The sequence below is a fragment of the Streptomyces sp. CBMA123 genome (genome assembly GCF_014596465.1).
Classification (GTDB): Bacteria; Actinomycetota; Actinomycetes; order Streptomycetales; family Streptomycetaceae; genus Kitasatospora.
Genome location: NZ_MECK01000612.1, coordinates 1 through 25,476, shown reverse-complemented (window position 1 = coordinate 25,476; position 25,476 = coordinate 1). Strand labels below are relative to the sequence as shown.

28 protein-coding genes are annotated in these 25,476 nt (G+C 73.6%); 13 read left to right on the top strand and 15 right to left on the bottom strand.

Annotated elements, in window-relative coordinates:
- The first annotated feature begins 143 nt into the window (after positions 1-143).
- The 4 genes from BG452_RS39740 (at position 144) to BG452_RS39725 (ending at position 3,178) form a co-directional block, all read left to right on the top strand.
- On the top strand, positions 144-440 hold the full coding sequence (locus tag BG452_RS39740) for a hypothetical protein (protein WP_188309213.1): 297 nt from the start codon (positions 144-146) through the stop codon (positions 438-440).
- 28 nt (positions 441-468) lie between these two features.
- The gene (locus tag BG452_RS39735; protein WP_188309212.1) at positions 469-2,061 is read left to right on the top strand and encodes a DUF2515 family protein; all 1,593 of its coding nucleotides are present in this window, start codon (positions 469-471) and stop codon (positions 2,059-2,061) included.
- Between the two features lie 185 nt (positions 2,062-2,246).
- Complete coding sequence (locus BG452_RS39730; RefSeq protein ID WP_188309211.1) at positions 2,247-2,684, top strand: hypothetical protein; 438 nt, start codon at positions 2,247-2,249, stop codon at positions 2,682-2,684.
- Positions 2,685-2,695: 11 nt separating this feature from the next.
- A complete protein-coding gene (locus BG452_RS39725) occupies positions 2,696-3,178 on the top strand; it encodes a hypothetical protein (protein ID WP_188309210.1) in 483 nt (160 codons plus the stop codon).
- A 48-nt stretch (positions 3,179-3,226) separates the two neighbouring features.
- On the opposite strand, the gene BG452_RS47460 is transcribed toward BG452_RS39725, so the two are convergent.
- Both BG452_RS47460 and BG452_RS39715 read right to left on the bottom strand, forming a co-directional pair.
- Entirely contained in the window at positions 3,227-4,882 is a 1,656-nt protein-coding gene (locus tag BG452_RS47460; RefSeq protein WP_188309209.1) for an LCP family protein, read from the bottom strand.
- Positions 4,875-5,225 (bottom strand): DUF6542 domain-containing protein, encoded by a 351-nt coding sequence (locus BG452_RS39715; protein WP_188309208.1) that lies wholly within the window; start codon positions 5,223-5,225, stop codon positions 4,875-4,877. The genes BG452_RS47460 and BG452_RS39715 overlap by 8 nt, the downstream gene beginning before the upstream one ends.
- A 417-nt stretch (positions 5,226-5,642) precedes the next feature.
- On the opposite strand from BG452_RS39715, the gene BG452_RS47930 reads away from it, so the two are divergent.
- Complete coding sequence (locus tag BG452_RS47930; protein WP_188309207.1) at positions 5,643-6,281, top strand: TetR/AcrR family transcriptional regulator; 639 nt, start codon at positions 5,643-5,645, stop codon at positions 6,279-6,281.
- Between the two features lie 73 nt (positions 6,282-6,354).
- Here the strand turns inward: BG452_RS47930 and BG452_RS39705 are convergent, their stop codons facing one another.
- From BG452_RS39705 to BG452_RS39685, 5 genes are all read right to left on the bottom strand, one after another.
- Positions 6,355-7,059: a hypothetical protein gene (locus BG452_RS39705; RefSeq protein WP_188309206.1), complete on the bottom strand. Its 705-nt coding sequence runs from the start codon at positions 7,057-7,059 to the stop codon at positions 6,355-6,357.
- A 292-nt stretch (positions 7,060-7,351) separates the two neighbouring features.
- The gene (locus BG452_RS39700; RefSeq protein ID WP_188309205.1) at positions 7,352-8,134 is read right to left on the bottom strand and encodes a GNAT family N-acetyltransferase; all 783 of its coding nucleotides are present in this window, start codon (positions 8,132-8,134) and stop codon (positions 7,352-7,354) included.
- Positions 8,135-8,267: 133 nt separating this feature from the next.
- The gene (locus BG452_RS39695) at positions 8,268-8,834 is read right to left on the bottom strand and encodes an RICIN domain-containing protein (RefSeq protein WP_188309204.1); all 567 of its coding nucleotides are present in this window, start codon (positions 8,832-8,834) and stop codon (positions 8,268-8,270) included.
- Positions 8,835-8,919: 85 nt separating this feature from the next.
- On the bottom strand, positions 8,920-9,369 hold the full coding sequence (locus tag BG452_RS39690; protein ID WP_188309203.1) for a CAP domain-containing protein: 450 nt from the start codon (positions 9,367-9,369) through the stop codon (positions 8,920-8,922).
- Positions 9,370-9,485: 116 nt separating this feature from the next.
- Positions 9,486-12,404 (bottom strand): AfsR/SARP family transcriptional regulator, encoded by a 2,919-nt coding sequence (locus BG452_RS39685; RefSeq protein WP_188309202.1) that lies wholly within the window; start codon positions 12,402-12,404, stop codon positions 9,486-9,488.
- A gap of 130 nt (positions 12,405-12,534) precedes the next feature.
- On the opposite strand from BG452_RS39685, the gene BG452_RS39680 reads away from it, so the two are divergent.
- On the top strand, positions 12,535-13,995 hold the full coding sequence (locus BG452_RS39680) for a BTAD domain-containing putative transcriptional regulator (protein WP_188309201.1): 1,461 nt from the start codon (positions 12,535-12,537) through the stop codon (positions 13,993-13,995).
- A 20-nt stretch (positions 13,996-14,015) separates the two neighbouring features.
- On the opposite strand, the gene BG452_RS39675 is transcribed toward BG452_RS39680, so the two are convergent.
- A complete protein-coding gene (locus tag BG452_RS39675; RefSeq protein WP_188309200.1) occupies positions 14,016-14,504 on the bottom strand; it encodes a hypothetical protein in 489 nt (162 codons plus the stop codon).
- A 171-nt stretch (positions 14,505-14,675) separates the two neighbouring features.
- Here BG452_RS39675 and BG452_RS39670 point away from each other — a divergent pair, with 171 nt between their 5' ends.
- Positions 14,676-15,350 (top strand): hypothetical protein, encoded by a 675-nt coding sequence (locus BG452_RS39670; protein ID WP_188309199.1) that lies wholly within the window; start codon positions 14,676-14,678, stop codon positions 15,348-15,350.
- A gap of 167 nt (positions 15,351-15,517) precedes the next feature.
- Here the strand turns inward: BG452_RS39670 and BG452_RS39665 are convergent, their stop codons facing one another.
- Both BG452_RS39665 and BG452_RS39660 read right to left on the bottom strand, forming a co-directional pair.
- Positions 15,518-15,685, bottom strand: coding sequence for a hypothetical protein (locus BG452_RS39665; protein WP_188309198.1), 168 nt, complete (start codon positions 15,683-15,685; stop codon positions 15,518-15,520).
- A gap of 169 nt (positions 15,686-15,854) precedes the next feature.
- The gene (locus tag BG452_RS39660) at positions 15,855-15,998 is read right to left on the bottom strand and encodes a hypothetical protein (protein ID WP_188309197.1); all 144 of its coding nucleotides are present in this window, start codon (positions 15,996-15,998) and stop codon (positions 15,855-15,857) included.
- A gap of 48 nt (positions 15,999-16,046) precedes the next feature.
- Between BG452_RS39660 and BG452_RS39655 the strand changes: the two genes are divergently transcribed.
- On the top strand, positions 16,047-16,532 hold the full coding sequence (locus tag BG452_RS39655; protein WP_188309196.1) for a hypothetical protein: 486 nt from the start codon (positions 16,047-16,049) through the stop codon (positions 16,530-16,532).
- 157 nt (positions 16,533-16,689) lie between these two features.
- Positions 16,690-17,805, top strand: a complete 1,116-nt coding sequence (locus tag BG452_RS39650; RefSeq protein WP_188309195.1) for an alpha/beta hydrolase — start codon at positions 16,690-16,692, stop codon at positions 17,803-17,805.
- A gap of 3 nt (positions 17,806-17,808) precedes the next feature.
- Here the strand turns inward: BG452_RS39650 and BG452_RS39645 are convergent, their stop codons facing one another.
- The 3 genes from BG452_RS39645 to BG452_RS39635 form a co-directional block, all read right to left on the bottom strand.
- Positions 17,809-18,525, bottom strand: coding sequence for a DsbA family oxidoreductase (locus BG452_RS39645; protein WP_188309194.1), 717 nt, complete (start codon positions 18,523-18,525; stop codon positions 17,809-17,811).
- 95 nt (positions 18,526-18,620) lie between these two features.
- Positions 18,621-18,842: a hypothetical protein gene (locus tag BG452_RS39640; protein ID WP_188309193.1), complete on the bottom strand. Its 222-nt coding sequence runs from the start codon at positions 18,840-18,842 to the stop codon at positions 18,621-18,623.
- An 85-nt stretch (positions 18,843-18,927) separates the two neighbouring features.
- Positions 18,928-19,647 carry a chitinase gene (locus BG452_RS39635; protein WP_188309192.1) on the bottom strand — a complete coding sequence of 240 codons (720 nt, stop codon included), beginning with the start codon at positions 19,645-19,647 and terminating at the stop codon, positions 18,928-18,930.
- 232 nt (positions 19,648-19,879) lie between these two features.
- Between BG452_RS39635 and BG452_RS39630 the strand changes: the two genes are divergently transcribed.
- Positions 19,880-21,937 carry a hypothetical protein gene (locus tag BG452_RS39630; protein WP_188309191.1) on the top strand — a complete coding sequence of 686 codons (2,058 nt, stop codon included), beginning with the start codon at positions 19,880-19,882 and terminating at the stop codon, positions 21,935-21,937.
- An 80-nt stretch (positions 21,938-22,017) separates the two neighbouring features.
- Here the strand turns inward: BG452_RS39630 and BG452_RS39625 are convergent, their stop codons facing one another.
- Complete coding sequence (locus tag BG452_RS39625) at positions 22,018-22,209, bottom strand: DUF6011 domain-containing protein (RefSeq protein ID WP_188309190.1); 192 nt, start codon at positions 22,207-22,209, stop codon at positions 22,018-22,020.
- Between the two features lie 41 nt (positions 22,210-22,250).
- Here BG452_RS39625 and BG452_RS39620 point away from each other — a divergent pair, with 41 nt between their 5' ends.
- Positions 22,251-23,018, top strand: coding sequence for a TetR/AcrR family transcriptional regulator C-terminal domain-containing protein (locus tag BG452_RS39620; RefSeq protein ID WP_188309189.1), 768 nt, complete (start codon positions 22,251-22,253; stop codon positions 23,016-23,018).
- 12 nt (positions 23,019-23,030) lie between these two features.
- Here BG452_RS39620 and BG452_RS39615 read toward each other — a convergent pair whose 3' ends face one another.
- Positions 23,031-23,429: a winged helix-turn-helix transcriptional regulator gene (locus BG452_RS39615; RefSeq protein WP_223243412.1), complete on the bottom strand. Its 399-nt coding sequence runs from the start codon at positions 23,427-23,429 to the stop codon at positions 23,031-23,033.
- 100 nt (positions 23,430-23,529) lie between these two features.
- On the opposite strand from BG452_RS39615, the gene BG452_RS39610 reads away from it, so the two are divergent.
- Positions 23,530-24,378 (top strand): SDR family oxidoreductase, encoded by an 849-nt coding sequence (locus BG452_RS39610; RefSeq protein WP_188309188.1) that lies wholly within the window; start codon positions 23,530-23,532, stop codon positions 24,376-24,378.
- A gap of 146 nt (positions 24,379-24,524) precedes the next feature.
- Positions 24,525-25,476, top strand: a 952-nt coding sequence (gene rarD, locus BG452_RS39605) for an EamA family transporter RarD (protein ID WP_188309187.1), incomplete at its 3' end; no start/stop codon positions are given.

The following is a 25,476-nucleotide window of genomic DNA, read 5'->3' as shown; positions in this document are numbered from 1 at the left end:
CGCGGTACACTATACATAGTACGGAGAATCTCGCCAGGGGTCCGCCCGCAACGGATCGCGCTCACGTTCGAGAAAGTCCGGCGGCGAACGGTCCGCCACCGCTAGGGTTTTGGAAATCGCATCGAACATGGGGGGTCGATCCGATGCCGGATCCCGGATTCGACGTGTCGCCGCAACAGCTGAAGTTCGCGGCGGACAACGCGTCGTCCATCACCGCCGGCCTGGCCAAACCGGTCCAGACCGCCGGCACCGCCTCGGGGACCGCCGAGACGGCCCTCGGGGGCTGGCAGGTGGCCGGGCAACTGGCTGCCGTGGTGACCTCGTGGACCCAGGGCGTGGAGAAGATCCGTACCGCGCTCGGCAAGGACGAGGAGGCGCTCCGCACGGCCGCCGACGGCTACGGCAGGACCGAGAAGGGGACGGCCAAGGCCCTCCAGTAGGAGAACACGGGGAAGGGGGGCTCCTGTGGTGGACTTCGCGCACCTGCGCGACGTGAAGCTGGAGTCGGTGACGGAGGCCGGCAAGGACTGGCAGGCCGTCGCCAAGGCGTTCGACCAAGCACGGCAGCACATCGAGGAGTCGGTGCTGAAGCCGATCGGCACCTGGACCGGCACCGCCGCGACCGGAGCCCGGCACTCCTTCGGCGAGCAGGAACTGCAACTGCAGGTGGCCGCGCTGGAACTGCAGGCGGTGCAGAAGGTCCTGGACGGCTTCGTCCAGGCCGTGACCGCCGCCCAGCAGGAACTGCAGTGGGCGCTGACGGAGGCGAGCAGGCGAGGCCTCGCGGTCGACGCGAACGGGACGGTCACGGCGACGCCGACACCGGTGGACCAACTGCCCAAGAACGCGGCGCTCCGCCAGGAGGCCGCCGACTCCTACCGGGCGGAGGCCGCCTACGCCGCCACCCTGACCGCCGACATCGCCGCCGCCGTGCAGGCCGCCACCCGGGCGGACGCCAAGTGCGCGGAAGAACTGGGCAAGCTGGCCGGGGAGTCCAAGCTCCTGGACGGCAGTGGGCGGACCGGCCTCGCGGGTGCGGTCCAGGCCGCGACCAAGGACCTCGGCGAGGCCACCCGGCTCGCCGGGGCCGTCGAGGGGGACGCCGTCCCCACGGACCCGGCCGCCCGGTCCGCCTGGTGGGGCGCGCTGACGCCGGACCAGCGGAACCTGTTCCTGGACGCCGCGCCGTGGAAGGTCCAGGGTCTGCCCGGTGTGCCGCCGCTGGAGGAGTACTACAAGCAACTCGCGATGCGGAAGGCCGGGATCGACCCGTCGAAGTGGCACCCGGATCAGGGGCTCGACTTCAACGACGAGACCGTGCAGAAGGTCTATGCCTGGTACCAGAAGCTGTGGGACGAGAACCCGGACTTCCAGTGGGCCGGCATGGCCAAGCTGGCCGGAGCGCCGGTGTACGGGGGGATCCACGACCTCGACGAGTTCATCAAGGGAGCGGACGTCGGCGGGCTGGTGACCCCCGTCCCCGGGGTGGGGCTGCTGTCCACGATGAGTACCGACGAGGTGCAGTGGTTCGAGAACAAGTTCCTGCACATGCAGAAGGACATCTTCGACGACGTCGGCTCCATGCACGCCGCCTACCAGCAGTACGGGGTGGCCGGCATCGAGGCGTTGCAGCAGCAGGACCAGCACAAGTACCCGCCGGAACTGGTCGATGCCTGGCGGGACATCGACTCGGGCGACCCGAAGCGGGTGGCGGCGGGGAACGCCGCTCTGCTGGAGCGTGAGCAGACCAAGGTGCTGCCGGACTCGTACCGGGACGTGGAGAACTACCACGGCCCGGTCGGGGAGACCTTCGCCGAGGTGTTGTCGGCCATGACCAAGTCGCCGATCCCGGGCGGCAAGTCCTTCAACGGCTACTACGGCGGCGAATGGTCGACCTGGTGGGACGACCGCTACGTGACCGATACGAATGACCGGATGGACTGGATCCGCAAGGACATGTTGCCCAAGTATCAGCAGCTCCTGAAGAACCCGGTGGAGGCGAAGACGCTCATCGACACTCCGCTGCTCGACCGAGCCGACCAGTACGAGATCCTGCCATGACGGGCGAGTGGCGGACTCGGAGTCTGCCGGCCCTTCTCTGCGTGGGCGGGTTGATCACCGGATGCGCCCTGACAGGCGGTACGTCGCGTCCCGTCCACTGGGATCTGCGGAACTCGCACCGGGGCGCCGACCTCGGGGTCAAGCTGAACCCGCACAGCGGACACGACTTCGACGACCTGGGGCCGGTGGACATCGACCTGCCGGGTGGCAGGCAGTTCCACGCCGACAAGCTCAAGCTTGTCGTTGCCGCCACCCACGACGACGCTGAGAACATTGACGAGCTCATCTGCTGGTATCCCGCTCTCCCGCTGGACGAGGCGTACGGGAAGGCCATGGAGCTCACCAGGCAGTTCGGGCTGAAGTCTGACGGGATCACCGAGTTCCGGCGGACGGTCCTCGATGGCTTGGCTGCGGGGGACCGGAAGGATCTCGACGGGAAGGACGGTGGGTCCGACTTCCCGTTGCTGACTTCGACCGGGCCGCTGTTCGGGATCGGCCTCAAGTACTCGACCGTCAAGAACATGCAGCCCGTGACTCTCCAGGTCAACATCGCCTGGGGCGACAACCTGAGGCTCACCCTCCGGGACCAGGCCACCCAGTCCGCCACCCCGCCCGCGCCCTGATCGGAGGCCCGATGTCCCACGAGCAACCCGTCCAGCCGACCGCTGTCACCTGGAACCTCCGCAGCGGCCACGGCCGGGGCGATGTCGGCTGGCCCGAGGCCGTTCGGCGCCGCTGGCGCATCCCCGCCGTCGCCGCGACCATCGCGTTGCCGGGCGGGCGCTGGCTCACCGGGCGGGTCGAGCTGCTGGCCACTGCCGAGGGGGAGGCGCTCGACCTGGTCAGTGCGACCTTCCCGGCGGCCACGGTGGAGGACGCGTACCGGCTGGCGGGCGAGCTGGTCGCGTACTGGGGGCTGCCGGTCGAGCCGTTGGAGTCCTGGTACCGCGAGGTCCGGGCGGGACTGGCGGCGGGGAAGGCGATCAACGGGTTCGGGTTGAGCATCCGTGGCCCGCGGCTGGAGGAGCCGTTCGGGCCGACGGTGAACCTGGTGTTCCTGTTCGCGCCGGGCAGCCCGAGGCCGGTGCGGCCGGCGTTGTACTTCGAGTGGTCCTGAGTCGGTGCCCTGCCCGGGGGCGGGGCACCGACTCCACGGCCGGTCGCGTCAGAAGACGCAGGGGATGCCACCGTCGGACTCGGCGTCGACACCGGGGCCCTGCACGGGCAGGTTGGCGGCCGGGTCGCCGCTGGGGGCGGGGCCGGGGGCGGTGGGCTTGTCGGCCGCGACGCCGGTGAAGGAGGTGCCGAGGGTGACCACCACGTGGTCCGCGGCGGTGCCGGCCGACTCGGTGGCGGTGACGCCGTAGCGGGCCGCGATCTGGTCGGCGGCGTCCTTGCCGCCCTTGCCGTAGGTGACCGTGGTGGTCTTCTGCTTGGTGCGGGCCGGGCCGGTGGTGCCCTCCTTGAAGCCCATCGCGACCAGGCTCTTGGCCTCGTTGCCGGAGGAGACTCCGGCGGCCGCGGAGGCGTTGTACACGTCGACGGTGGCCGGGGAGGCGGCCTTGGCCGGGGTGGTCGCGGTCGCCGAGGGGGCGGGGGCTTCGGTGGTCGGGGTGTCGGTGGCGCCGTCGGCCCCGGCGGCGGGCGCGGCGGCGTCGGCGTAGCCGAAGATCTGCTTGACGACCTTCTGGATCTTCGACGGGGTGACGATGTTGACGTCCTGGCCGTTGCGGGTGTCGAACTTGTCGAAGGTCAGGGTGTTGAACTCGACGTTGCCGCCGGTGAGCGCCGGGGCCTGCTGGGCGAAGTCCAGGACGTTCCACTCGTTGTCGATCACCAGGTCCTTCTGGACGACGCCGAAGAGGTCCTTCAGCTTGCCGAGGTCGCTGATGATGCCGTCCTGCTTGAGCTTGTGCACGACGGAGGAGATGAAGGCCTGCTGGCGGTGGGTGCGGGCGAAGTCGCCGCTGTTGCCCTTGCCGTCGTCCAGGTTGTGGCGCTGGCGGACGAAGGCGAGCGCCTGGGAGGCGTTGAGGGTGTTGATGCCCTTCTTGAAGTCGGCGCCGGAGCCCTGGCCCTCCATGGCCGGGTCCTTGGTGTCGTGGGTCAGGCAGACCTGGATCGGCTCGACGGCCTTGGCGATGTCGTAGAAGCCCATCAGGTTGACCTCGGCGACGTGGTCGACCGGCTGGTTCACGAAGGTCTGGACGGTGCGGATGGTGGCCGCGCGGCCGGCGTCGCGGCCGGCCTTCTCCAGGTCGGCGCCCTTGAGGCCCTTGGCCTTGGAGCTCCGGTCGAAGGCGTCCTTGGCGTTGCCGTAGGCCTCCTTGATCTTGTGCATGCCCTGCTGGGAGCCGTCCCCGTTGTAGGTCATGACGTAGTCGTCGCGTGGGATGGAGATCGCCTGCACCTTGCCGCCGCCCGCCGGTATGTGCAGCAGGATCAGCGAGTTGGTGTTGTAGCCGCCGATGTCCGAGCTGTGGCCGGCGTGCAGTTCGTCCTGGACGAACTGCGGGGGCAGGTCGGAGCCGTCCATGTTCTTGCGGCTGTCCAGGCCGATCAGCAGCAGGTTGACCGAGTTGTCCAGGTGCTTGGGGGCGTCCTTCTTGGTCTCGGCGATGGCGTTGGACGTCGTCATGCCGTCGGTGAGGGACGTGTACTCGTACCAGACCACCCCGCTCGCCGCGAACACCGCGAAGCCGACGGTGGTGGCCACCACCCGCCCGGCGATCAGCAGCGGTGAGTTCTTGCGGGGTGCCGCGTTCGTGCTGCGGCGCCCGGCGGCCCGGCCGTCCTCCTGCTGCTCACGGTCCTCAGCCATGCTGCCTCCTCCGGTCCCGGACCACCCGGACCACGATCACCAGCAGGGCCGCCGCCGCGGCCTGCGCCATCACGGGGAAGCCGTGCACCAGCCACTTCGCGGAGCCGGTGGCCAGGCCGTTGCCCTGGTACTTCTCGGTGTTCGCCGAGAATTCGACCACGGCCGTCACGCCGAGCACGACCACCGGCGAGGCGGCGACCACCCACCACCAGCCGCGGTGGGTGCAGAGCGCGGCCGCCAGGCCGGTGCCGAGCGCCGCGCAGAGGGCGAAGACCAGGCCCATGCCCGGCCCGGCGAGCTCGTCGATCACCGCGCCCAGCAGCGGGAGCCCGAGGGCCGCCACGGCGGGCAGGGTGGGTCCGCCGGAGAAGGGACGCGTGGGGCCGGTGGGCCGGGCCGCCGCCCGCCGTCGTGAACCCTGGTCGGACGACCGTCCTCGCTGCCCCGCCACTCACTCACCCCCGGTGTTCCCGTGCTTCGCGCGCCGCCTCGGCGCTGCGCCGGGTCTGCTGTGGAAGAGCGGTAGCGGCGCTGCCAGTACGGGACGCTGGTGTTCGGCCGGCCGGTTCCCGTTCTCGGTTTCCCGCTGCTGCTCGGGGGCAGGCACGTTTTCGGATTTGCTCTACAGAGGTGTAGAGATCGTACGCAGCATAGAGCACGCCTGTTCGGCGGCAAGCCCGTTCGTGAGCGGGCCTGCATACACTACACCGAGCAGTTTCTGAGAGGGTCGGCGGGGGCGCCGACGGAGAAGGAGAGCGTCGTGGCGACCACGGGCGGAGCGGGACGACCGGAGAAGCGCAAGGCGATCACCCGGGCCGCGACCACGGTGTTCGGGCGCGAGGGCTACGTCCGGGCCAGCATGGACGCGATCGCGGCCGAGGCGGGAGTGTCCAAGCGCACGGTCTACAACCACTTCGCCGACAAGGAGACCCTCTTCCTGTCGGTGGCACTGCAGAACTCGGCCGAACTGACCGAGCGGATCCGCGAACTGATGGCGCACCACCTCGACCGGGTGCTGGACCTGCGGCGCGACCTCGTGGCCTTCGCGGTCGAGCGGGCGAACGCCGTGCTGTCCGCGGGCGAGCACGGGGCGCTCGGCCGGGCCATCCGCGCCGAGGTGGCCAACATCCCGGCGGACGTCCTGGAGGCCTGGCTGGAGGCCGGCCCGGTGGCCTCCCAGCGCGATCTCGCGGAGCGCTTCACGGCGCTCGCCGAGCGCGGACTGCTGGCCGTCCGGGACCCTGAGCTGGCCGCCGAGCAGTTCACCCTGCTGACCTTCCACGGCGTGGCCGAACGCTCCTTCTGGGGCGCCCTGCCGGTGGCCGCCGCGGAGGTCGGGCGGATCGCCGAGCAGGGCGTGGACGCCTTCCTGACGATCTACGGCCCGGCGGCGGACTGACCGGGCGGACCGGGCCGGCGGACGCCGGTGGGCGGGGCGGCATCGGGCCGCCCCGCCCACCGGTCGTCGCGGGTCACTTCCAGTTGACGCCCTTGCCCAGGGTGTACGGCTCGCCCCAGTACTCGGCGCCGGACACCTTGGTCGCCTGCGGCGCCAGGGCCAGCACGCAGGAGGTGACCGACTGCCCGTTGGTGAAGCCCTTCGGGAAGGACGGGTGCGGGCACTTGTCGAAGGTGCCGATCAGCATCACCTCGCTGGCCTCCGAGCCGTCCGGCAGGGTGCCCTTCATCTGGGTCAGGCTGGCGAAGGACAGGTCGGTGCTGCCGGTGTTGGTGACCTTGAAGCGGACGTAGTACGGCACCATGCCCGCGGCCTTGTCGCCCAGCTTCAGCGGGGTGAGGTCGGCCGGGTCGCCCTTGTCGATCGAGGTGACCGCGAGCGAGACGGTGCCCTTGGTGCTGCCCGAGACGAACGGGATGGTGGCGGCCTCGCCGATCTTCACCGTGCTGCCCGCGGCCGCGGTCGGACCGGCCTGGGCCGGGGCCCCGCCGGTGGAGCCGCCCGTCGCCCCGTCGGTGGCGGCGCCGGTCGGCGCGGCCGCGGAGGCCACCGGGGTGGTCGGCGCGGCGGACGGCGTGGCCGGCGCCTGGGTGGCGGGCGGGGTGGTCGCGGTGTCGGACGAGGACGCGTCGTCGTTGCAGGCGGTCATGGTGAGCGCGCCGACCACGGCCAGGCCGGCCAGGGCCATGGTGCTGCGACTGGTGCGGATGGTCTTCACGTGATGTCCCCCGTTTTGCGGACCGCCGTCGCGGCGGTCCTCCTGAGGGACGTTCATAGCGCAGGGGGAACGCGGAACGCCATGCCTTTGGGGTCGTCTTGACGCCGCCGTGACGAGTCCCACGCGGGTCCGTGACAAGGGATGCCGAGTCGTGATCAGTGGTGCCCGAACCGCCCGCCACCTCGGGCGATCGGCGCCGTGCGATCCTGTGCGCCACGGCCGAGGGTGCCGCAGACGTCCCGAAGGCGGTCGATCGGGCCCGTCGGCCGGCGCCCGACCGCCTCCCGGACGGCTACGAGGCCCGCAGCACCAGCTCGTTGTACGTCGTGACGGTGGTGAACCCCAGCTGCCGGTAGAGGTGGATCGCCGGGGTGTTGTCCGTGCGGACGTTGAGGCCCAGGTGGTCGGTGGTCGGCGCGAGGTGACGGGCCAGCGCGGTGACGCAGGCGCGGGCGAGGCCGCGGCCGCGGGCGTCCGGGTGGGTGACCACGTTGCCGAGCACGGCGACCCGGTGGGCGGGGGAGTGGACGTGCACCCCGGCGGCGGCCACCAGCCGGCCGTGCTCGCGGACGCCGACGTAGCCGCCGGCCGCCAGCAGCCGCCGGTCGAACCAGGACTCGGGGTAGGCCTCGGCCAGCAGGGCGTGCAGCGCGTCCAGGTCGGCCAGGCTCAACGGCTCGGTGTGGTGGGCGGGTTCGGCGGGGAGCAGGCCCTGGTCCGGGAGGATCATCCGCAGCAGCGGGGTGCGGCGCTCGGCGGTGTAGTCGGGGGCGAGGGCCCGCTCGGCGCCGTCCGGGAGCCCGGCGGTGAAGCGGCGCGGCAGGAACGGCCGCAGCGCGCCCAGCAGTTCCTCCAGCGCGGGGACGGCGGCGGGCCGGGCGAAGGCGAGCAGGACGGGGGTGTCGCCGCCGCTGTAGAGCAGGGCGACCGGCCCGTGGCCGGGATCGGCCGTGTACCAGGCGGTGTTGGGCCACAGGGTGTCGTCCAGGTCGCCGAGTTCGAACAGGTGCAGGGCCGGGTCGGTGCGGAACCGTTCGGCGAGCGCGGTCCGGTCGTGCAGGCTGATGAGGGGCACGCGGTCGAGCTTAGGCCCGGCCCGAACCGGCCCGGCCTGTCCCGGCCCGGCCTGTCCCGGCCCGGCCCGGACCGGGCCCTCCCGGACCGGTCCGTCCGTCGGCCGACAGACGGACCGGGGCCCGCGGGGGTGCCTACTTGTGCCAGCGCTGCGCCGGGTCGTTGCCGTTGCAGGAGGTCACCGAGGTGTACTGGCCGATGCCGTTGCCCTTGAGGCACTGCCCGGTGGCGACGTTGCGGATCAGGTACCAGCCGCGGTCCTCGTCAGTGAGCCGCCACTTCTGGTTGGCGCCCATCCAGGCGCCGTTCTGCTGGTTGAGGCCGTCCCAGCCGCCGGGGGTGTCCCAGAGCTGGACGGCGCCGGTGCCGTGCGAGTCGAGGTCGAGCACCTTGCCGCCGCCGCCGTGCGAGATGGCTGTGGTGCCGTCGCAGTAGTCCCAGAACGTCCAGGTCTGGGCGGGGGACTGGTTGGCGGTGTAGGTGCCGACCAACTGGCCGTTGGCCTCGTTGTTCTGCGGCAGGTCGAGGGCGCCGGCGGAGCCGTTGACGACGCTCACGGTGGCGCCCACGGAGGGCCCGAGGTCGCAGGGGCCGGGCGTGGCGGCCTGGGCGGCCGGGGCGGCGACCAGGACGGTGGTGGCCAGGGCCGCGGCGGCGCCGAGTCCGGCGAGCAGGCGGCGGGTGCGGGTGGGGGTGGTCATGGCGGTTCTCCTGTCAGTGGGTTGTCGCTGTCGGTGTCGCTGTCGATGGCCTGTCGCCGGGGGCGGGCTGCCGCCGGGGCCGGTGTCAGACCTGGCCGAGGGTCAGCACGTAGCGGCCCCGCGTGCTGTCGCCCCGGCGGGGTGCGCGGCCGATGCCGAGGTGGTTGAAGCGCGGGTCGAGCAGGGTGTCGCGGTGCTGCGGGCTGTTCATCCAGCGCTGCATGGCCTCCGGCGCGCTGTCGGCCGCGGCGGTGATCTCGGCGGCGAAGCGGAAGGCGAAGCCGGCCGTCCGGATCCGGCGCCAGGGCGTGCTGCCGTCGGTGCCGTCGTGCTGGAGGAGGTCGTGCGCGGCGAGGTCGTCGGCGTGGCGCTGGGCGGCGGTGTTGAGCCGTTCGTCCAGGTTCAGCAGCCGGGCGCCGGCGTGGACGCGCCGGAAGTTGACGGAGGTCAGCATCTCGGTGCGGAAGTCGCCGCCGGCGGTCCGGCCCGCCGCCGCGGGGGTCAGGACCCGGCCGTCGCGTACGAGCGTGGTCATGGGTGGCGCCTCTCCTCGGGTGGCGCCCCGGGGCCGCGAGCGGCGCGGTCCGGGGCCGGATGAGGACTACCGTCCCGGACCGCGGTAGACAGGCGGTCAACGCGCGCAGCGGATGATCACCCGAGTCGGGCGAGCTGCCCTTCGACCTGCGCGGCGTCCTCGGCGAGGCCGAGCCGCCGGTACACCTCCAGCGCCTCGGTGAGCAGGGCCCGGGCGCGGCGCGGGCGGCCGAGGCCGGTGAGCGCGGTGCCGAGGGTGCGCAGCAGGGCGGCCTCCAGGGCGGCGCTGGTGCGGCGGGCCTGCGGCAGGACGGCCTCGGCGAGGTCGGCGGCGAGCAGCCAGCGGTCGGCCTCGGCGTGGATGCGGGCGGCGAGGTCCCCGGCGGCGGCCTCGAACACGGTGACCTGGAGGGCGGCGAACTCGTCCCGGGCGGTGAGCGCGTGAGTGAGGGCGGTTTCCGGGTCGCCGCACAGTCGAAGGACCCTGGCGAGGTAGTAGCGGCCGATCGCGGCGGAGACCGGTCCGGAGCCGGTCATCAGGCGGGCGCTGCGCTCGGCGGCTTCCCTGGCTTCGGGGAGCCGTCCGGTGTGGGCGGCGCTGAACGCGAACTCGCCGAGCGCGCTGCCCTCGGCCCGTCGGGCGCCGAGGCGGTGGAACAGTTCGGCGGCGCGGCCCGCGTGTTCGGCGGCCTCGGCGTAGCGGCCCTGGATCCGGGCGTTGCTGCCGAGGTTGATCAGGGCCTTGGCGAGCACGCGTTCGGTCTGTCGGTCGGTGCAGAGGTCGACGGCCCGGCGGATCTCCTCCTCGGACTCGGTGTAGCGGTTGATGTGCCAGAGCATGGTGCCGCGCAGGTAGCGGGCGAGGGCGAGCGGGCCGCGTTCGCCGCGGGTCTCGGCCTCCTGGGCGAGCCGTCCGGCGAGGTCGCCGATGACGCCGGTCTGGGTGCGTTCGGCGAGTACGGCGCCCATCCGGTCGGCGAGTTCGGCGGCGCGGTCGAGCGGCAGGGCGGGGTCGGCGCAGTTGAGCACGATGGCGGCGGCGTGTACGTCGGCCTGGTCGCGCATCCAGCGCACGGCTTCGGCGCCGTCGGTGATCGGACGGCCGGCCGCGGTCACGGACGCGTCGAGCAGGCTGAGTTCGGCGGGTTCGGCCTTGCGGGCGGCCAGGTCGGCGTTGCGGGCGGTGGCGAGGCAGAAGTCGATGAACCGGTCGGCGGCGGCGGTGTGTTCGGCGGGGGGCTCCTCGGCGGCGAGTCGGCCCCGGGCGTAGTCCCGGACGAGGTCGTGGAAGCCGTAGCGGCCGAAGCGGGGGGAGTGCAGCAGGTTGAGGTCGACGAGGGTTTCGAGCAGTCGGTCGGTCTCGTCCTCGGTGCGGCCGAGCAGGGCGGCGGCGCAGGGCAGCGGCAGGTCGGGGGCTTCGGGGAGGGAGAGGAGGCGGAAGGCGCGGGCGAGTTCCGGGTCGAGGCGGTGGTAGGAGAGGGCGAAGGTGGCCTCCACGGTCCTTTCGCCGTCGCAGAGTTGGGCGAGGCGGTGCTCGTGGCGGAGCCCTTCGGCGAGGGCGGCGAGGGTGAGCGCGGGGTCGGCGGCGAGCCGGGAGGCGGCGATGCGGACGGCGAGCGGCAGCAGCCCGCAGGCCCGGACGACCTCCTCGGCGGCCTCCGGTTCGGCGGTGACGCGGTCGGCGCCGACGATCCTGGTGAGCAGTTCGAGGGCCTCGGCGGGCGGCAGGGTGTCCAGCCGCAGGTGGTGGGCGCCGGAGAGGCCGGTGAGCCGCAGCCGGCTGGTGATGAGGACGGCGCAGCCGGCGGCGCCGGGCAGCAGCGGTTCGACGTGCTCGGGGGCGGCGGCGTTGTCGAGGACGACCAGGACGCGCCGTCCGGCGAGGGCGGATCGGTAGAGGGCGCTGCGTTCTCCGGTGGCCGGCGGGATCTCGTCGGGGGCGATGCCGAGGGCGCTGAGGAAGCCGGCCAGCACGGCGCCGGGGTCGGGCGGGGTGCGGTCGGCGCCGCGCAGGTCGGCGAAGAGCTGTCCGTCGGGGAAGCGGTCGCGGACCTGCCGGGCGAGGTGCACGGCGAGGGCGGTCTTGCCGACGCCGCCCATGCCGTCCAGGGCGGAGACCGCCACGGCCCGGCCGCCGGCCCCGGCGAGCTGGTCGGCGAGGGTGTCGAGTTCCTCGGCGCGGCCGATGAAGTCGGGTAGGCCGCTGGGCAGTTGGTCGGGGGCCTGCCAGGGGCCGGCGGCGGGCTCGGGCTCGGTCCTGGGCGGCAGCAGGGCGGCGTCCTCGCGCAGGATGCGCAGCTGGAGCCGGGCCGGTCCGGGGTCGCCGGCGGGCAGGGTGGGGCGGGCGTCCTCGTAGACGGCGAGCGCCTCGGCCTTGCGGCCGGCCTGGTAGAGGGCGTGCATCAGGACGGCGGTGAGCCGGGGGCGGCCCGGGTGCTCCAGGGCGAGGGCGGCGGCCTCCGCGGTCAGGTCGGTGCGGTCGCCGAGTTCGGCGTCCAGTTCGAGCTGGGTTTCCTTGGCCGATATCCGTTGTTCGCCGAGCCGGGTGCGGACGGCTTCGGCGTGCGGTCCGGGCAGTCCGGCGAGGGGTTCGCCGGTCCACAGCCGCTGGGCGCGGAACAGCACGTCCCGGACGTCCTGTGGGGGTGCGTCGGTGCGGCGCAGTTCCTCCGCCTCGGCCAGGAGCGCCTGCCAGGCGAGGGCGTCGACCTCGGCTCCGGGCACCCGCAGCGCGTAGCCGTCGCCGACCCGGACCAGCGGCATCCGCTCCGGGTCGCCCCCGGTATAGGGCCGGAAGGCGGTGCGCAGCCGGGAGACGGCGAGCTGGACGGCCTTGCGCGGGTCGGCCGGCGCGGCCCCGCCCCACACCCCCTCGACCAGCACCGGGACGGCCGCGGCCCGTCCGGCGGCGTCCAGCAGCACGGCGAGCACGGCGCGCTGCTGCGGCCGGCCCAGTTCCAGCTCCTGCTCCCCGTACCAGGCCCGCAGCGGGCCCAGCAGTCCGAAGCGCAGTCCGGCGCCCCCCATGTCAGTCATGTCCCGTCCCGAGAGTCGTCCCTGCGCCGGGATCCCGCCACTTCCGTCCGGACAGCGGCGCCCCCGTGTCCCGGCGACATATGCTCTGTCACAGATTGTGCACCGGATTCCGAGCTTCGAGGGGTGGGCTGTGCGGCTCGAATTCCGCGTGCTGGGGCCGCTGAGCGCCCGGTGCGACGGTGGTGAGATCGAGCTCGGCCGTCCGCAGCAGCGGGCGGTGCTGGCCGCGCTGCTGCTCGCCCCGGGGCAGTTGGTGCCGACGGACCGGCTGGTCGAGGGCCTGTGGGGGGAGGACGACAGCCGCTGGCCGAAGGATCCGGTCGGGCAGATCGGCACCCATGTGCACCGTTTGCGGCGGGCGCTCGGCGCCCCCGAGCTGCTCGTGGCGGCGGCGGGCGGGTACCGGCTGGCGGTGCCGCGGGAGGCGGTGGACCTCTTCCGCTACGAGGCCGCGGTGGCGGAGGCCGTCGCGCTGCGTCACCGGGAGCCGTCGCGGGCGCGGGAGTTGCTGGGGCGGGCGCTCGACGCCTGGACGGGCGGCCGGGCGCTGGACGGCGTGCCGGGGGAGTTCGCCGAGCGGGCGCGGGAGCGGCTGGCGGCCGGGCGCTTCGCGGCGGTGAAGGCGCTGCTCGACCTGGACGTGGCGCTCGGGCGGCACGTGGAGGCGGTGGAGCCGCTGGCCGTGCTGGCGGCGGAGTACCCGCAGGACGAGGAGGTGCACCGGCTGCACCTGCTGGCGCTGCACCGCTGCGGCCACCGGACGGAGGCACTGGCGGTGTACGAGGCGCTGCGGGAGCGGCTGGACCGCGAACTGGGGCTGGAGCCGGGGGCCGCCGTGGTGGAGCTGGCGAACCGGATCCGGAGCGGGGAGGCCCCGGCGTCGCTGCGGCGGCTGCCCCGGCCGAGCCAGCTCCCGTCCGACATTCCGGACCTGGTCGGGCGGGCCGGCCTGGCCCGGCGGGCGGAGCAGGCCCTGCGGGCGGGCGGCGGTGCGCCGGTGGCGGGCGGTGCGCCGCTCGCGGGTGGTTCGCCGGTGGTCGGGCTGTCCGGTCCGGCCGGCAGCGGTAAGTCGGCGTTGGCGGTGCACGTCGCCCATGCCGCCCAGGACGCCTTCCCGGACGGACAGTTGTACGCGAGCGGAGGGGAACCGGGCACGGTCCTGGCGGCCTTCCTGCGAGCCCTGGGGGAGCGGCCCGTGGGCGGCGCCCCGGTCGGGGAGCTGGTCGAGCGCTACCGCGCGGCACTGGCCGGGCGGCGCGTCCTGGTGGTGCTCGACGGGGTGCCCGAGCCCGGGCCGCTGCTGCCCGCGACCAGCGGGTGCGCGGCCGTGGTGACGGGGGCGGACCCGGGGGCGCTGCCCGGCGACGCGGTCCGGCTGACGGTCGGAGCGCTGGAGCCGCACGACGCCCACGAGCTGCTGGCGCGGATCGTGGGCGTGGAGCGGATCAGCCGGGAGCCGGCCGCGGTCGCCGAGCTGGCCGAGATCTGCGGCCACCTGCCCGTCCTGCTGCGGACGGCGGCGACGCGGCTCGCGGCCCGGCCCTGGTGGTCGGTGGCGGACCTGGTCCGGTGGTTCACCGAACGGGGGTGAGGCCGGGCGACGGGGGCGGCTTAGTACGGGTCGGTGCTCTGGAGGGTGACCGAGCTCGGGCTGCTCTCGAACCGGGAGGTGTAGTTGATCCGGAGCCCGCCGAAGCCCCAGACCTCCAGGGTGGCCCGGTCGCCGGGGGAGCTCTTGAAGGTGTCGGTGCGCCAGCAGACGTAGTTGTTGGCGTCGTAGACGACGAAGTTGCCGTCGCCCTGGAGGATCGCCCGGTTGCCGCAGTTCGCGGTGTTCGTCGCCCACCTCGGCTCGTACCGGTTGTCGGTGCGGTAGAGGACGAGGTTGCCGTCGGACTGCATGATCAGCCGGGTCTTGCCGGTGTCGAGGGACTGGCCCTGGTAGAGCGTGAACGGGTCGTTCACGGTGATCCGGGGCTGCTGGTCGGGGTCGAGCGAGTCGGCCTGCGCCGTCCCCGCCGTCGCCACCGACCCGGTCAGCGCCAGGAGGCCCGCCGCCACCGTCATGGCCATGTGCCGCATCGTCTTCGTCGCCTTCATGTCCCCGTGCTGCCTCTCTCACGTGAGTGCGCGCCCGTGAAAGTGACGGGCGCCCTGCGGTGGGGATGATCATGGCGGAAGGCGGTAGACAAACGATAAACGTGACATTGAGGGGCGGGCCCGCGCGGGATCGTTGATCGCATGTCAACCGAGGCACGAGAGCTTCGGGGCATGGAGAACACGACCACCGCAACCGAGGGCGCCCGTACGAAGCGCCCGCTGCGAGCCCTCGCCGCCACCGCCGTCGCGGCCGCCGCGCTCGCGCTCAACCTCGTCTCCGCGGCGCCGAGCAGCGCCGCGGCGCCCACCTGTTCGGGGGTGCCGTCCGGCTGGGACCACCTCACCCAGGGCATGTGCCTGCGGGGCGGCGAGCGGATGTCCTCGCCGATCCAGTACGGCAGCGAGGGTCTGGTGGCCACGGAGGAGGCGAACGTCCTCAGCTACCAGCAGGACGGGAACCTCGTCGTCTCGCACTGGAAGAGCTGGATCCCGCCGGAGGTCGGTGGGGCGCCCGACCTCGGCTCGCTCATCGAGATGATCCAGCGCTGCGTGTCGTTCCACGACTGCCAGGACGGCGAGACGGTCGTCGACATCCTGTGGCAGGCCGGCACCCAGGGCCGGAGCACGGGCGAGGCCGTGATGCAGGACGACGGAAACTTCGTGGTGTACGACGGCAACGGGAACGCGGCGTGGAACAGCGGCACCTATCAGTGCGGCGGCTCCTACGTGTGGGGCCGGATGCAGACCGACGGCAACTTCGTCCTGTACAAGGGCCACGCGGCCGGCGACAACAACTGGAAGCCGGTCTGGTCGACGAAGAACGGGCGCACCGCCGAGCCCTGCTGAACGGTCAGGAGGCGCAGCGCGGCGCGGAGGGCGGGACGGCCGTGCCGCCCTCGTCGGCTTCGGCGTCAGGGGTGTCGGCGCAGCGGGTGACTGGGGCCGACGCCCCTCGACAGTGCAGCCTCCCGGGAGCCGCCTCCCTGTCACGGTGAACCATCCCGGTCACAGCCCTAGTTGTGCAGGTACGGGCAGGTGTTCGTCAGGATCTGCCACACGGTGCAGAAGTCCGTGCCCCCGGCGCGGACGGACGGGACGGACGGGGTGGCCGCGCCGGCGGGCACGGCCAGCGCCCCGAGCAGGGCACAGGTGCCGATGACGAGTGCGGCGATACGGCGCATGGGGCTGCCTTCCCACGAGGCGACTGGTCCACCCGGCCCTACCCGCCGTCCCGGCCCACACGCCCGATGTCGCCGGTGTGAGTGACGGGCCGGCGAAGCGAGCACGGCGCATTCGCGCCCCGCCCGCGCGCTGGCCTCCAGCGAGCGGGCGGGGCTTCGGGGTGGTGCGTCAGCAGCAGCCGGCGTTGCTCCCGGCGAGCTGGGAGTGCGGCGCGGGGGCGGGCGCCGGGGCGGCGCTGCCGGGCGCCGTGGCGAAGAGAAGGGTGGCGGTCAGTGCGAGGCCGCTGGCGGCCGCGATCAGCATCGTGCGCATGGTGAAGTCCCCCTGATGGTCGGTCGGCTCGGGCCTTCAGCCAAGCGGATGTGGCGGAGGACTGTCAATGGACTCGGGGCCGCCCGCCTCGGTGGCCGAGGCGGGCTGGACAGCGCCTGGGAGTGGTGGGACGCCGCCATCGAGGACTCCCAGGAGGGCCGGTGGATCCGCACCGACACCGAGCGCCGGACGATCGACGACATCGCCGCCGCGACCGTCGGTTGCCCGCCCGCGTCCGGTGAACTCCCGTGGCGGGCCCGGCTGGCCCGGATCGTGCGCTGGGCCGCCGTGCTGCGGCTCGCCGCCCGGGCCGGCGGCTGGGAGCTGGTGCCCGTCACCGGCGTGGCTCCGGCCCGGCCGGCCGGCATGGCGACCCTGCTCTCCGCCGTCTACGCGGTCGGGGAGCAGGGTGAGATCTGGCTCGACGCCCTTCGGACGGAGGGCCCGCCGCCGGTCGTCGAGGTCGGCCGGGCGGAGGCCTTCCTCTTCGGGCCGGGCTCGGTCGAGGACCTCCGCCAGTTCTTCTACGACTGACGCGCTACGACTGACGCGCTACGACTGACGCCCGGCTCGGCTTTCTCCCCGTGCGCCGACGGGCCCCCGGCGCCGGAAGTCGGCCCGTCCGACGTCCTGTGCCGTTTGGTGCCGGATGGGTGCAACCGAACACGCGTTTTCACCCGTTTCAGCTGATGTGAATCTCACCGGCACCCCGTTCTTCGTCCTCGCGCTCCTCCTCGTCCCGATCTCCGTGGGTCTGCTGATGTACCTGTGGAACCGGGTGCGCGGCCCGCAGGCCCTGCGCTTCGGGTCGCGGCTGCTGATGGTGGCCTTCGCGCAGGTCACGGCCGTGACGCTGGTGTTCGTGCTGGTGAACAACGACAACCAGCTGTACGGCAACTGGGACGACCTGCTCGGCACCGGCAGCCACGTGCACGCCGTGCCCGCCCCGCCCCCGGCGGACGCGACGGCGGCCGCGAACGCGCCCGACCAGCCCAAGGTGGTGCAGCAGTTCGGGCCGGTGGACGACGACGCGGTGCCGAAGGACGTGAAGACCACCCAGCTGAAGGGCCGGGTGTCCGGGGTCGACGGCGAGGTGCTGGTCTGGACGCCGCCGCAGTACGACGACCCGGCCTACACGGACAAGAAGTTCCCGGTGGTCGAGCTGCTCGCGGGCTTCCCCGGCTCGTCCAGCGCCTGGTTCGGCAGCATGAACGTCTCCAAGCAGCTGGGCCCGCTGATGAAGTCCGGGCAGGTCGCGCCGTTCATCCTGGTCGCGCCGCGGGTCGTGCTGCTCGGCGCGCACGTGGACACCGGCTGCGCGGACGTGCCGGGCAAGGTCAACGCCGAGACCTGGCTGGCGCGGGACGTGCCGCAGATGGTGCTGGACAACTTCCGGGCCGAGCCCGGCCCCGAGCGGTGGGCGGTGGCCGGCTACTCGGCGGGCGCGCACTGCGCGGTGCGGCTGGCGCTGGCGCACCCGAACCGGTACCACGCGGGCGTCGGCCTGTCCGGGTACAACGACCCGATGGGCGAGTCCGCCTCGCTGACCGCCAAGGACCCGCACCTGCGCGAGGTCTCCAACCCGGTCTACCTGCTGCAGCACGCCCAGACCCCGCCGAACGTCGCCCTGTACGTGACCGGGAAGAAGGGCGACGGCTACGAGGACGCCTTGGCGCTGCAGAAGAACGCCAAGGCGCCCACGGCCGTCACCCCGGTGGAGGTCGACGGGCCGCACCTGACGTCCACGTGGCAGCCGCTGGTGCCGTCCGTGTTCACCTGGCTCACCCAGACCGTCGGGAAGGGCTGACGGTCAGCGCGGGGGCAGCTCGCAGCCGTCCGGGCCGCAGGCCTCCGCGTCGCCGGGTACGCCGACCTGGATCAGCGGGGTCGGCACCCGGCTGCCCCAGGCCTGCTCCAACGCCTGGGTGAACGTTTCCGCGGGCTGGGCGCCGGAGACGCCGAGGCGCCGGTCGAGGACGAAGAACGGCACGCCCGTCGCCCCCATGGCGGAGGCCGTCTCCTCGTCCTCGCGCACCGCTTCCGCGTACGCCTCCGGGTCCGCCAGCACGGCGGCCGCCGCGGAGGCGTCCAGCCCGGCCTCGACGGCCAGCTCGGTCAGCCGCCCGGCGTCGAAGGCGGAGCGCTCCTCGGCGAAGTTCGCACGGTACAGCGCGTCCAGCAGTTCGGCCTGCCGACCGTGCTCCTTGGCGAAGTGCAGCAGCCGGTGCATGTCGAAGGAGTTCGCGGCGTCCCGCCCGCCTGCCAGATAGGGCAGGCCCTCGCCGCGGGCGTTCTCGGCGATCCGGGCCTCCGCGGCCTCGGCCTGCTCCAGGCTCATCCCGTACTTGGCGGCGAGCAGCGGGATCACCGGGCGGGCGGTGCGCGGGGCGTTGGGGTCCAGCTCGAACGAGCGGTGGACGACCTCCACCTCCGCGCGGTGCGGGAACACCGCCAGGGCCCGCTCGAACCGGGCCTTGCCGATGTAGCACCACGGGCAGTTGATGTCGCTCCAGATCTCCACGCGCACGGCGCCGCACTCCTCACGGTCTCTCGCGCGGACCGTCCGCGCCGACGCCTACCGGAACGCCGGCCTCCACCTGAATATTTCTCGTCCTGAAATGTTCAGGTGCGAGAGCCGGCGACCGGCCGCTCGTAGCGGCTCATCCAGAGCGCCGGGACGTCCTCCTTCGGCTGCCCCGGCAGGCCGGGCCGGCGCGTGTCGCCGCGGTGGACGAAGCCGCGCCCCTCGTCGTAGTCGCGCAGCGAGCGGTTGTGGGAGACGCAGTCCTGGGAGGCGTCGAGCCGTCGAGGCGTCGAGCGGTCGAGTGGTCGAGCGGACGCCACGGACACCGTTCACCCGATCGGCTGAAGCGCGGAGCGGGAAGTCGGACCGGCCGACTTCCCGCTCCACCGGCCACCAACCCGGCGCTCAGCAGGAGATGTTGCCCCCGCCCACGGTGGTGCCCAGCACACCGACGAACTGCTTGAACAGGTTGATCCGGTCGTTGCGCTCGTCCGGGTTCTTGCCGTTGCACTCCAGGTCGCCGTTGATGCTGCGGATGGTCTCGCCGAAGCCCCGGTTGTCGACGATGGCGTCGTGCGGGGTCACCGTCCCGGCGCCCTTCTGGCTGTCCCAGAACCAGAGGGCGGTCTTCCAGGAGACGGCCGGGTTCTTCTCGACCTGGGAGGGGTCGTGCAGCAGGTCGATGTGGAGGGCGTCGCCGGCGGCCTTGTAGTTGAAGTTCCAGCTGATCTGCAGCGGTCCGCGCCCGTAGTACGCGGACTTCCCCGCCGGGCAGCCGTACGGCTGGGTGGTGTCGCAGTAGTGGCTGTAGTTGGCGGTGTTCTGCTCGACGACGTACCGGAGCCCGCCGGTCTCGTGGCTGACGTTGGCGAGGAACGCGGCTGCTTCGCGCTTGCGGGTGGCCGTGTCGCCGGTGGTGGTGAACTGCGGGTAGGCGCCCAGGGCGTCGGTCAGGCCCCGGTACGTGTAGAAGGGGTTCCGGTTCGGGAACATCTTGTCGAACTGGGCCTCGCTGACCACGAAGGAGCCCGCCGCGGCCGCCTGGCCGGCGGTCGGACCGGTCAGGGCGACGGTGCTCAGGACGGCGGCCGCGGCGGCTGCGGAGAGGGTGCGGGAGAGCTTCATCGTTCCTCGTCGGGGGTCTTGGGGGGAGCGGTGCTTCGCGCTCGAAGCGCCGGTGCCATCGTGGTCGGCGGCACCCCGGCATCCGGGCCGTTCCGAGGTCCAAACCACTCGTACGGGTCCCATCCGGCCCGGGAGTTGTCGCCGCGTTCACCGCAGGGTGATCATCCGGCAGTCATACGCACCGGATAGCCTCATCCGCGCACGGCACGAGAGCGGACCCGGGGGACAGGGCATGGCGCACACCGACGACGAGGGCGACGAGCGGCTGGCAGCCGAGGGCGAGGTGGCCGTCGCCCGGCTGGCGATCGACTCCGGCGACCTCACCCACGCCGCCGACCACCTCTCCGACGCGATCCTCGCCGACCCCCAGCTGCCCGAACTCCACGAGGCACTGGCCGAGTTGTCCGCGGCCGCGGGCGGCCCCGCCAAGGCGCGCGAGCTGTTCCCGCTGGACGGCGAGGTCTACCTGGGCACGGTCGTCTGCCGGGCCCACGTGGAGGCCGCCGCCGGGGACTGGGACACCGCCGTCACCCTGCTCGCCTCGGCGATCCAGTACGAGCCGGCCCGCCCCTGGGCGCACACCGCCTGGCTCGCCCGCGAGGACCTGCCCACCCTGGTCGACCCGGACGCCGTCGCCCAGGCGGTGGCCCGCGCCGCCGGCACCCTGCCCGACCCGCTGCCCACCGAACTCGCCGACGCCGTACGGCCCTTCGAGCGCTTCCTGCGGGCCGTGGTGGCCCGCCACCCCGAGCACCCGCTGCTGCTGGCGATGGCGTCCGGCCTGACCCGCCGCTTCGGCGCCACCGCCCGCGCCGTCGAACTCGCCGAGCGGGCCCACCGCCTGGCCCCCGGCTACCTGCCCTCTGTGATGCTCGGCAACGCCCTGCGCGCCGACGGCCGCCCCGAGGAGGCGCTCGCCGTCTGGGAGGCCGAACTGGCCCGGGTCGCCCCGGACGAGGGCAACTCCAGCAGCTACCTCGCCGTGGACGTCGCCGAGCTGTACGCCACCCTCGGCCGCCCCGCCGAGGGCCTGCCCTGGCTGGAGCGCGTCCTCGCCACCGAGCCCGACCACCCCAAGGCCGCCCCCGCCCGGCACGGGCTGCGGCACGCCGTCGACGGCGACGCCGTCCACCTGCTCGCCCTCGCCGACCACCACCGCGACCACCCCGACCACGAGTACGCCCAGGACCTGCTGGAGCGGCTCAGCCACCGGGAGTCCTGGCTCGGCATGGTCTCCGGCGCCACCGAGGCGACCGTCAACGTGCTGCACCAGGTGCTCGGTTCGGCCGGCGCCGGCCCCGACGCCGAGATCGACTGCACCGCCTCCGCCGTCGAGCCGCCCAGCTCGGTGCTGGCCGTCCACCTCGCCCTGCCGCGCTCCACGGTGTCCTACCGGTCCGTCGGCGAGCCCGACCCCCGGCTGCCGCTGACCGAGCCCACCACCCGGATCTGGGCCTGGGACGGCACCGACCCGCGCCCGGCCGTCGCCGCGCCCGCCCCGTCGAGCGCCGAACTCGTCCGCGCCACCGCCGAGATCGTCTGGCCGACCGTCCCCGCCGCCTACGACCACGCCGTCCGGCTGGCCGGGCTGCCGCTGGACGAACTGCTCGGCGTGCTCGTCCACCCGCCGGCACCCCGCGAGGACGACCTCGGCCGCGCCCTGCTCGCCCACCAGCCCGAGCTGTGGGTGCGCGCCGTCCAGTCCTTCGCCTGCCTCGGCATCGCCCACCACCGCACCGACCAGCCCTGGGAGGGCTCCGAACGCCGCCGGGTGCTGCGCGACCTGCTGCTCGGGCCGGAGGACTGGGTGGTCGAGGCGGCCGGCTTCGCCCTGGTCGCGATCGGCTGGACCCACCCCGCCGCCCGCGCCGACGTCGCCGCACTGCTGCGCCAGCGGCTGGACTACAGCGCCCGGGCGAGCCGCAGCCGGGTGGTGACGATCCTCCGCTCGTACTGCGCCCTGGTGCTGGCCGCGCCCTGGGCGGAGCCGGCCGACCTCGCGCTCGCCCGGCAGCTGCTGGAGGAGGCGGACGCCCGGGACGCCGAGGACGGCGAGGACGGCGACGACGGCGAGGAGGCGGAGGACGCCGACGGGACCGGCGACGCCCGGGACGCCGAGGACGGCGAGGACAGCGAGGACGGCGACGACGGCGAGGAGGCGGAGGACGCCGACGGGACCGGCGACGCCCGGGGCGCCGACGAAGGGCCCGCGCCGGCGGAGCCCGGACCGCCGCAGGACCGGGGGCAGTCCCGCCCCGGCCTGTTCCGCCGCCTCTTCGGCCGCTCGTAGCGCAGCGGGCCGGTGGCAGCGGGCCCCTGCACCCCTGGTGGCAGCAGCGGCCGTTGCTCCCCTGGTGGCAGCAGCGGCCGCTACACCCCCGGCAGCGTCTCCTGGTCCACGTCGAACCGCGCGACCCGCTCCGCCGGATCGCGGCACTCCGGCCCCAGCCGCAGCATCCGCGACTCCGGATCGTGCAGCGGCCGGTGGCAGCGTCGGCAGGTCACCCGGGGGCGGAGGGCCTCGGTGGTGGCCGTGCCGGGCAGGGGCTCAGGGCTGGTCATGGGGAGACGGTAGCGGCCGTCGGCCGTGAAAGGATCCCCGCATGGCCACCGACCGCAGCAGCGCAGGAGACCCGGCGCGCACCCTCGCCCTGCTCTGGGGGCTGACCGCCGAGGAGAAGCCGGGCCGGCGCGGCCCCCGGCAGGCCCGTTCGACCGGCGAGATCGCCGCCGCCGCGATCGCCTTGGCCGACGCCGAGGGCGTGGACGCCGTCACCATGCGCCGGGTCGCCCAGGAGCTGGGGCTGTCCGCGATGGCGCTCTACACCTACGTGCCCGGCAAGGCCGAACTCGTCGACCTGATGCTGGACACGGTCTACGCCACCATGCCCCGCAGCACCCCGGCGGACGAGGGCTGGCGGGCCCGGGCCACCGCCGTCGCCGACGACAACCGGGCGCTGTTCCGCGCCCACCCGTGGGTCGCGGCCGTGTCCACCAGCCGCCCGCCGCTGGGCCCCGGTCTGATGGCCAAGTACGAGTACGAGCTGCGCGCCCTGGAGGGCACCGGCCTGCCCGACGTCGAGCTGGACGCCGCGCTGACCCACCTGCTCGGCTTCGTCCAGACCTGTGCCCGGATGGCCGCCGACGAGCGGGCCGCCCAGCGGGACAGCGCGCTGACCGACGCCCAGTGGTGGCAGGCCAACGCCGAGCTGCTGGCCCGGGTCTTCGACCCCGAGCGCCACCCGGTCGCCGCCCGCGTGGGCGCCGCGGCCGGGGAGGCGCACGGCGGCGCGTACAGCCCGGACCACGCGTACGCCTTCGGCCTGGCCCGCGTCCTGGACGGTCTGGAAGCCCTGATCAGGGAGCGGTAGCCCCCGCCCGGATCAGGCGGTGGCGGCCCGCCCGTCGTACTCCTCGCGGGCCGCGACCACGGAGGCCACCTGCTGCTCCGACCAGTGCGCGAGCGCCGCGACCAGCTCCGCCGCCTCCCGCCCGAGCGGGGTGAGGCTGTAGTCGACCCGGGGCGGGATCACCGGGTGCGCCTCGCGCCGTACGAAGCCGTCCCGCTCCAGCGTCTGCAGGGTCTGGGCGAGCATCTTCTCGCTGACCCCCGAGACCCGCCGCCGCAGTTCGCTGAACCGGTAGCCGCGTTCGCGCAGCGCGCCGAGGACGAGCACGCCCCAGCGGCTGGTGACGTGCTCCAGCACGCCCCGGGACGGGCACATCCGGTCGAAGACGTTCGCGGGCGGGAGTCCGTCCGCGATCCCTGTGCTTACCTTCATGTCAGTACCATACTTTGAAGTGCGTACTTTCGAAAGGTTAGTGCCGTCCCTAAGGTTAGTTGCGAGCCCGAAAGCCCGCGAACCCCCTGAGGAGCACGCCATGTACGTCGTCACCGGAGCCACCGGCCAGCTCGGCCGTCTCGTCGTCGAGGGCCTGCTGGCCGCCGTCCCCGCGAGCGAGGTGGCGGTCGCCGTCCGCTCCGCCGAGAAGGCCGCCGACCTGGCCGCACGCGGGGTCGACGTCCGGGTGGTCGACTACGACCGGCCGCAGACCCTGGCGGGCGCCTTCGCCGCCGGCGACCGGGTGCTGCTGATCTCGGGCAGCGAGGTCGGCCGCCGCATCCCGCAGCACCGGGCCGTGGTGGAGGCCGCGCGGGCGGCCGGGGTCGGCCTGCTCGCCTACACCAGCATCCCGGGCGCCGCGACCTTCGGGCTGGCCGACGAGCACAAGGCGACCGAGGAGCTGATCCTCGCCTCCGGGCTGCCGTACGCCTTCCTGCGCAACGGCTGGTACACCGAGAACTACCTGGGCGACGCGGCCGGCACCGTCGAGCGCGGCGTGGTGCTCGGCAGCGCCGGGGGCGGCCGGGTGGCCACCGCCCCCCGCCGGGACTACGCCGACGCCGCGGTCGCCGTGCTGCTGCGCGAGGGCGAGCGGAACCGGGTCTACGAGCTGAGCGGCGACACCGCCTGGAGCCTGCCCGAGCTGGCCGCGGAACTGGCGCAGGCCTCCGGCAAGCCGGTCGCCCACCGCGACGTGACCCCGGCCGAGCACCTGGAGGTCCTGGTCGGCGCGGGCCTGCCGCAGGGCTTCGCGCAGGCCCTGGTCGACGTGGACGCGGGCATCGCGCGCGGCGAGCTGTCCGGCACCCCGGGCGACCTGGCCCGGCTGATCGGCCGCCCGACCGTCCCGCTGGCGGAGTCCGTCCGTACCGCGCTGGGCGTCTGAGGCACCCCGCCTGAGCAGCGGAAACGACGGGATTCGTCCAGCATTCAGGCGCTGTCATGACCAAAATACGGAAACGGAGATGACAGGCTGCCCTCCCGCCCGCTACCGTCGCCTCGATATTCGCGCGCGCGGGAGGGCACTCGGCCATGCCAGAGACAACCCAGCAGGACAGTGGCCGAGGCCTCTGGTACGGCATGGCGGCCTACGGCATCTGGGGCCTGTTCCCCCTCTTCTGGCCACTGCTGGAGCCCGGCGCCGCCGACGACATCCTGGCCAACCGGATGGTCTGGTCCCTGGTCGCGGTGGTGCTGATGCTGGTCGCCCAGCGGCACTGGAGCTGGATACGCCCGCTGCTGCGCCAGCCCCGCCGGGTCGCCATGCTGGCCGGCGCGGCCGCGGTGATCTCCGTCAACTGGGGCGTCTACATCTGGGCCGTCAACAACGGCCACGTCGTGGAGACCAGCCTCGGCTACTTCATCAACCCGCTGGTCACCATCGGCTTCGGCGTAGTGGTGCTCAAGGAGAAGCTGCGCGGCGCGCAGTGGACGGCCGTCGGCATCGGCGCGGCCGCCGTCGCGGTGCTGACCGCCGCCTTCGGGCAGCTGCCCTGGATCGCGCTCACCCTGGCGCTCTCCTTCGCCACCTACGGCCTGCTGAAGAAGCAGGTCGGGCTGAGCGGGCTGGAGAGCCTGGCCGCGGAGAGCGCCTTCATGTTCCCCTTCGCCCTCGGCTACCTCGTCTACCTGGAGGTCAGCGGGCGCGGCACCTTCGGGCACACGGTGGCCGGCTCGTACGGCTGGGGGCACTCCGGGCTGCTGGTGCTCAGCGGGGTGATCACCGCGATCCCGCTGCTGTTCTTCGGCGCGGCCGCCATCCGGGTGCCGCTGACCGTGATGGGCCTGCTGCAGTACCTGGCGCCGGTGTTCCAGTTCCTGATCGGCGTCGCGGTGTTCCACGAGTCGATGCCGCCCGCGCGCTGGGCCGGCTTCGCCCTGGTGTGGGCCGCGCTGGCGCTGCTCACCTGGGACGCGCTGCGCCAGGTGCGCGCCGACCGGGCCGGGCGGGCCGACGGCGCCGACCGGGACGACGGCGCCGACC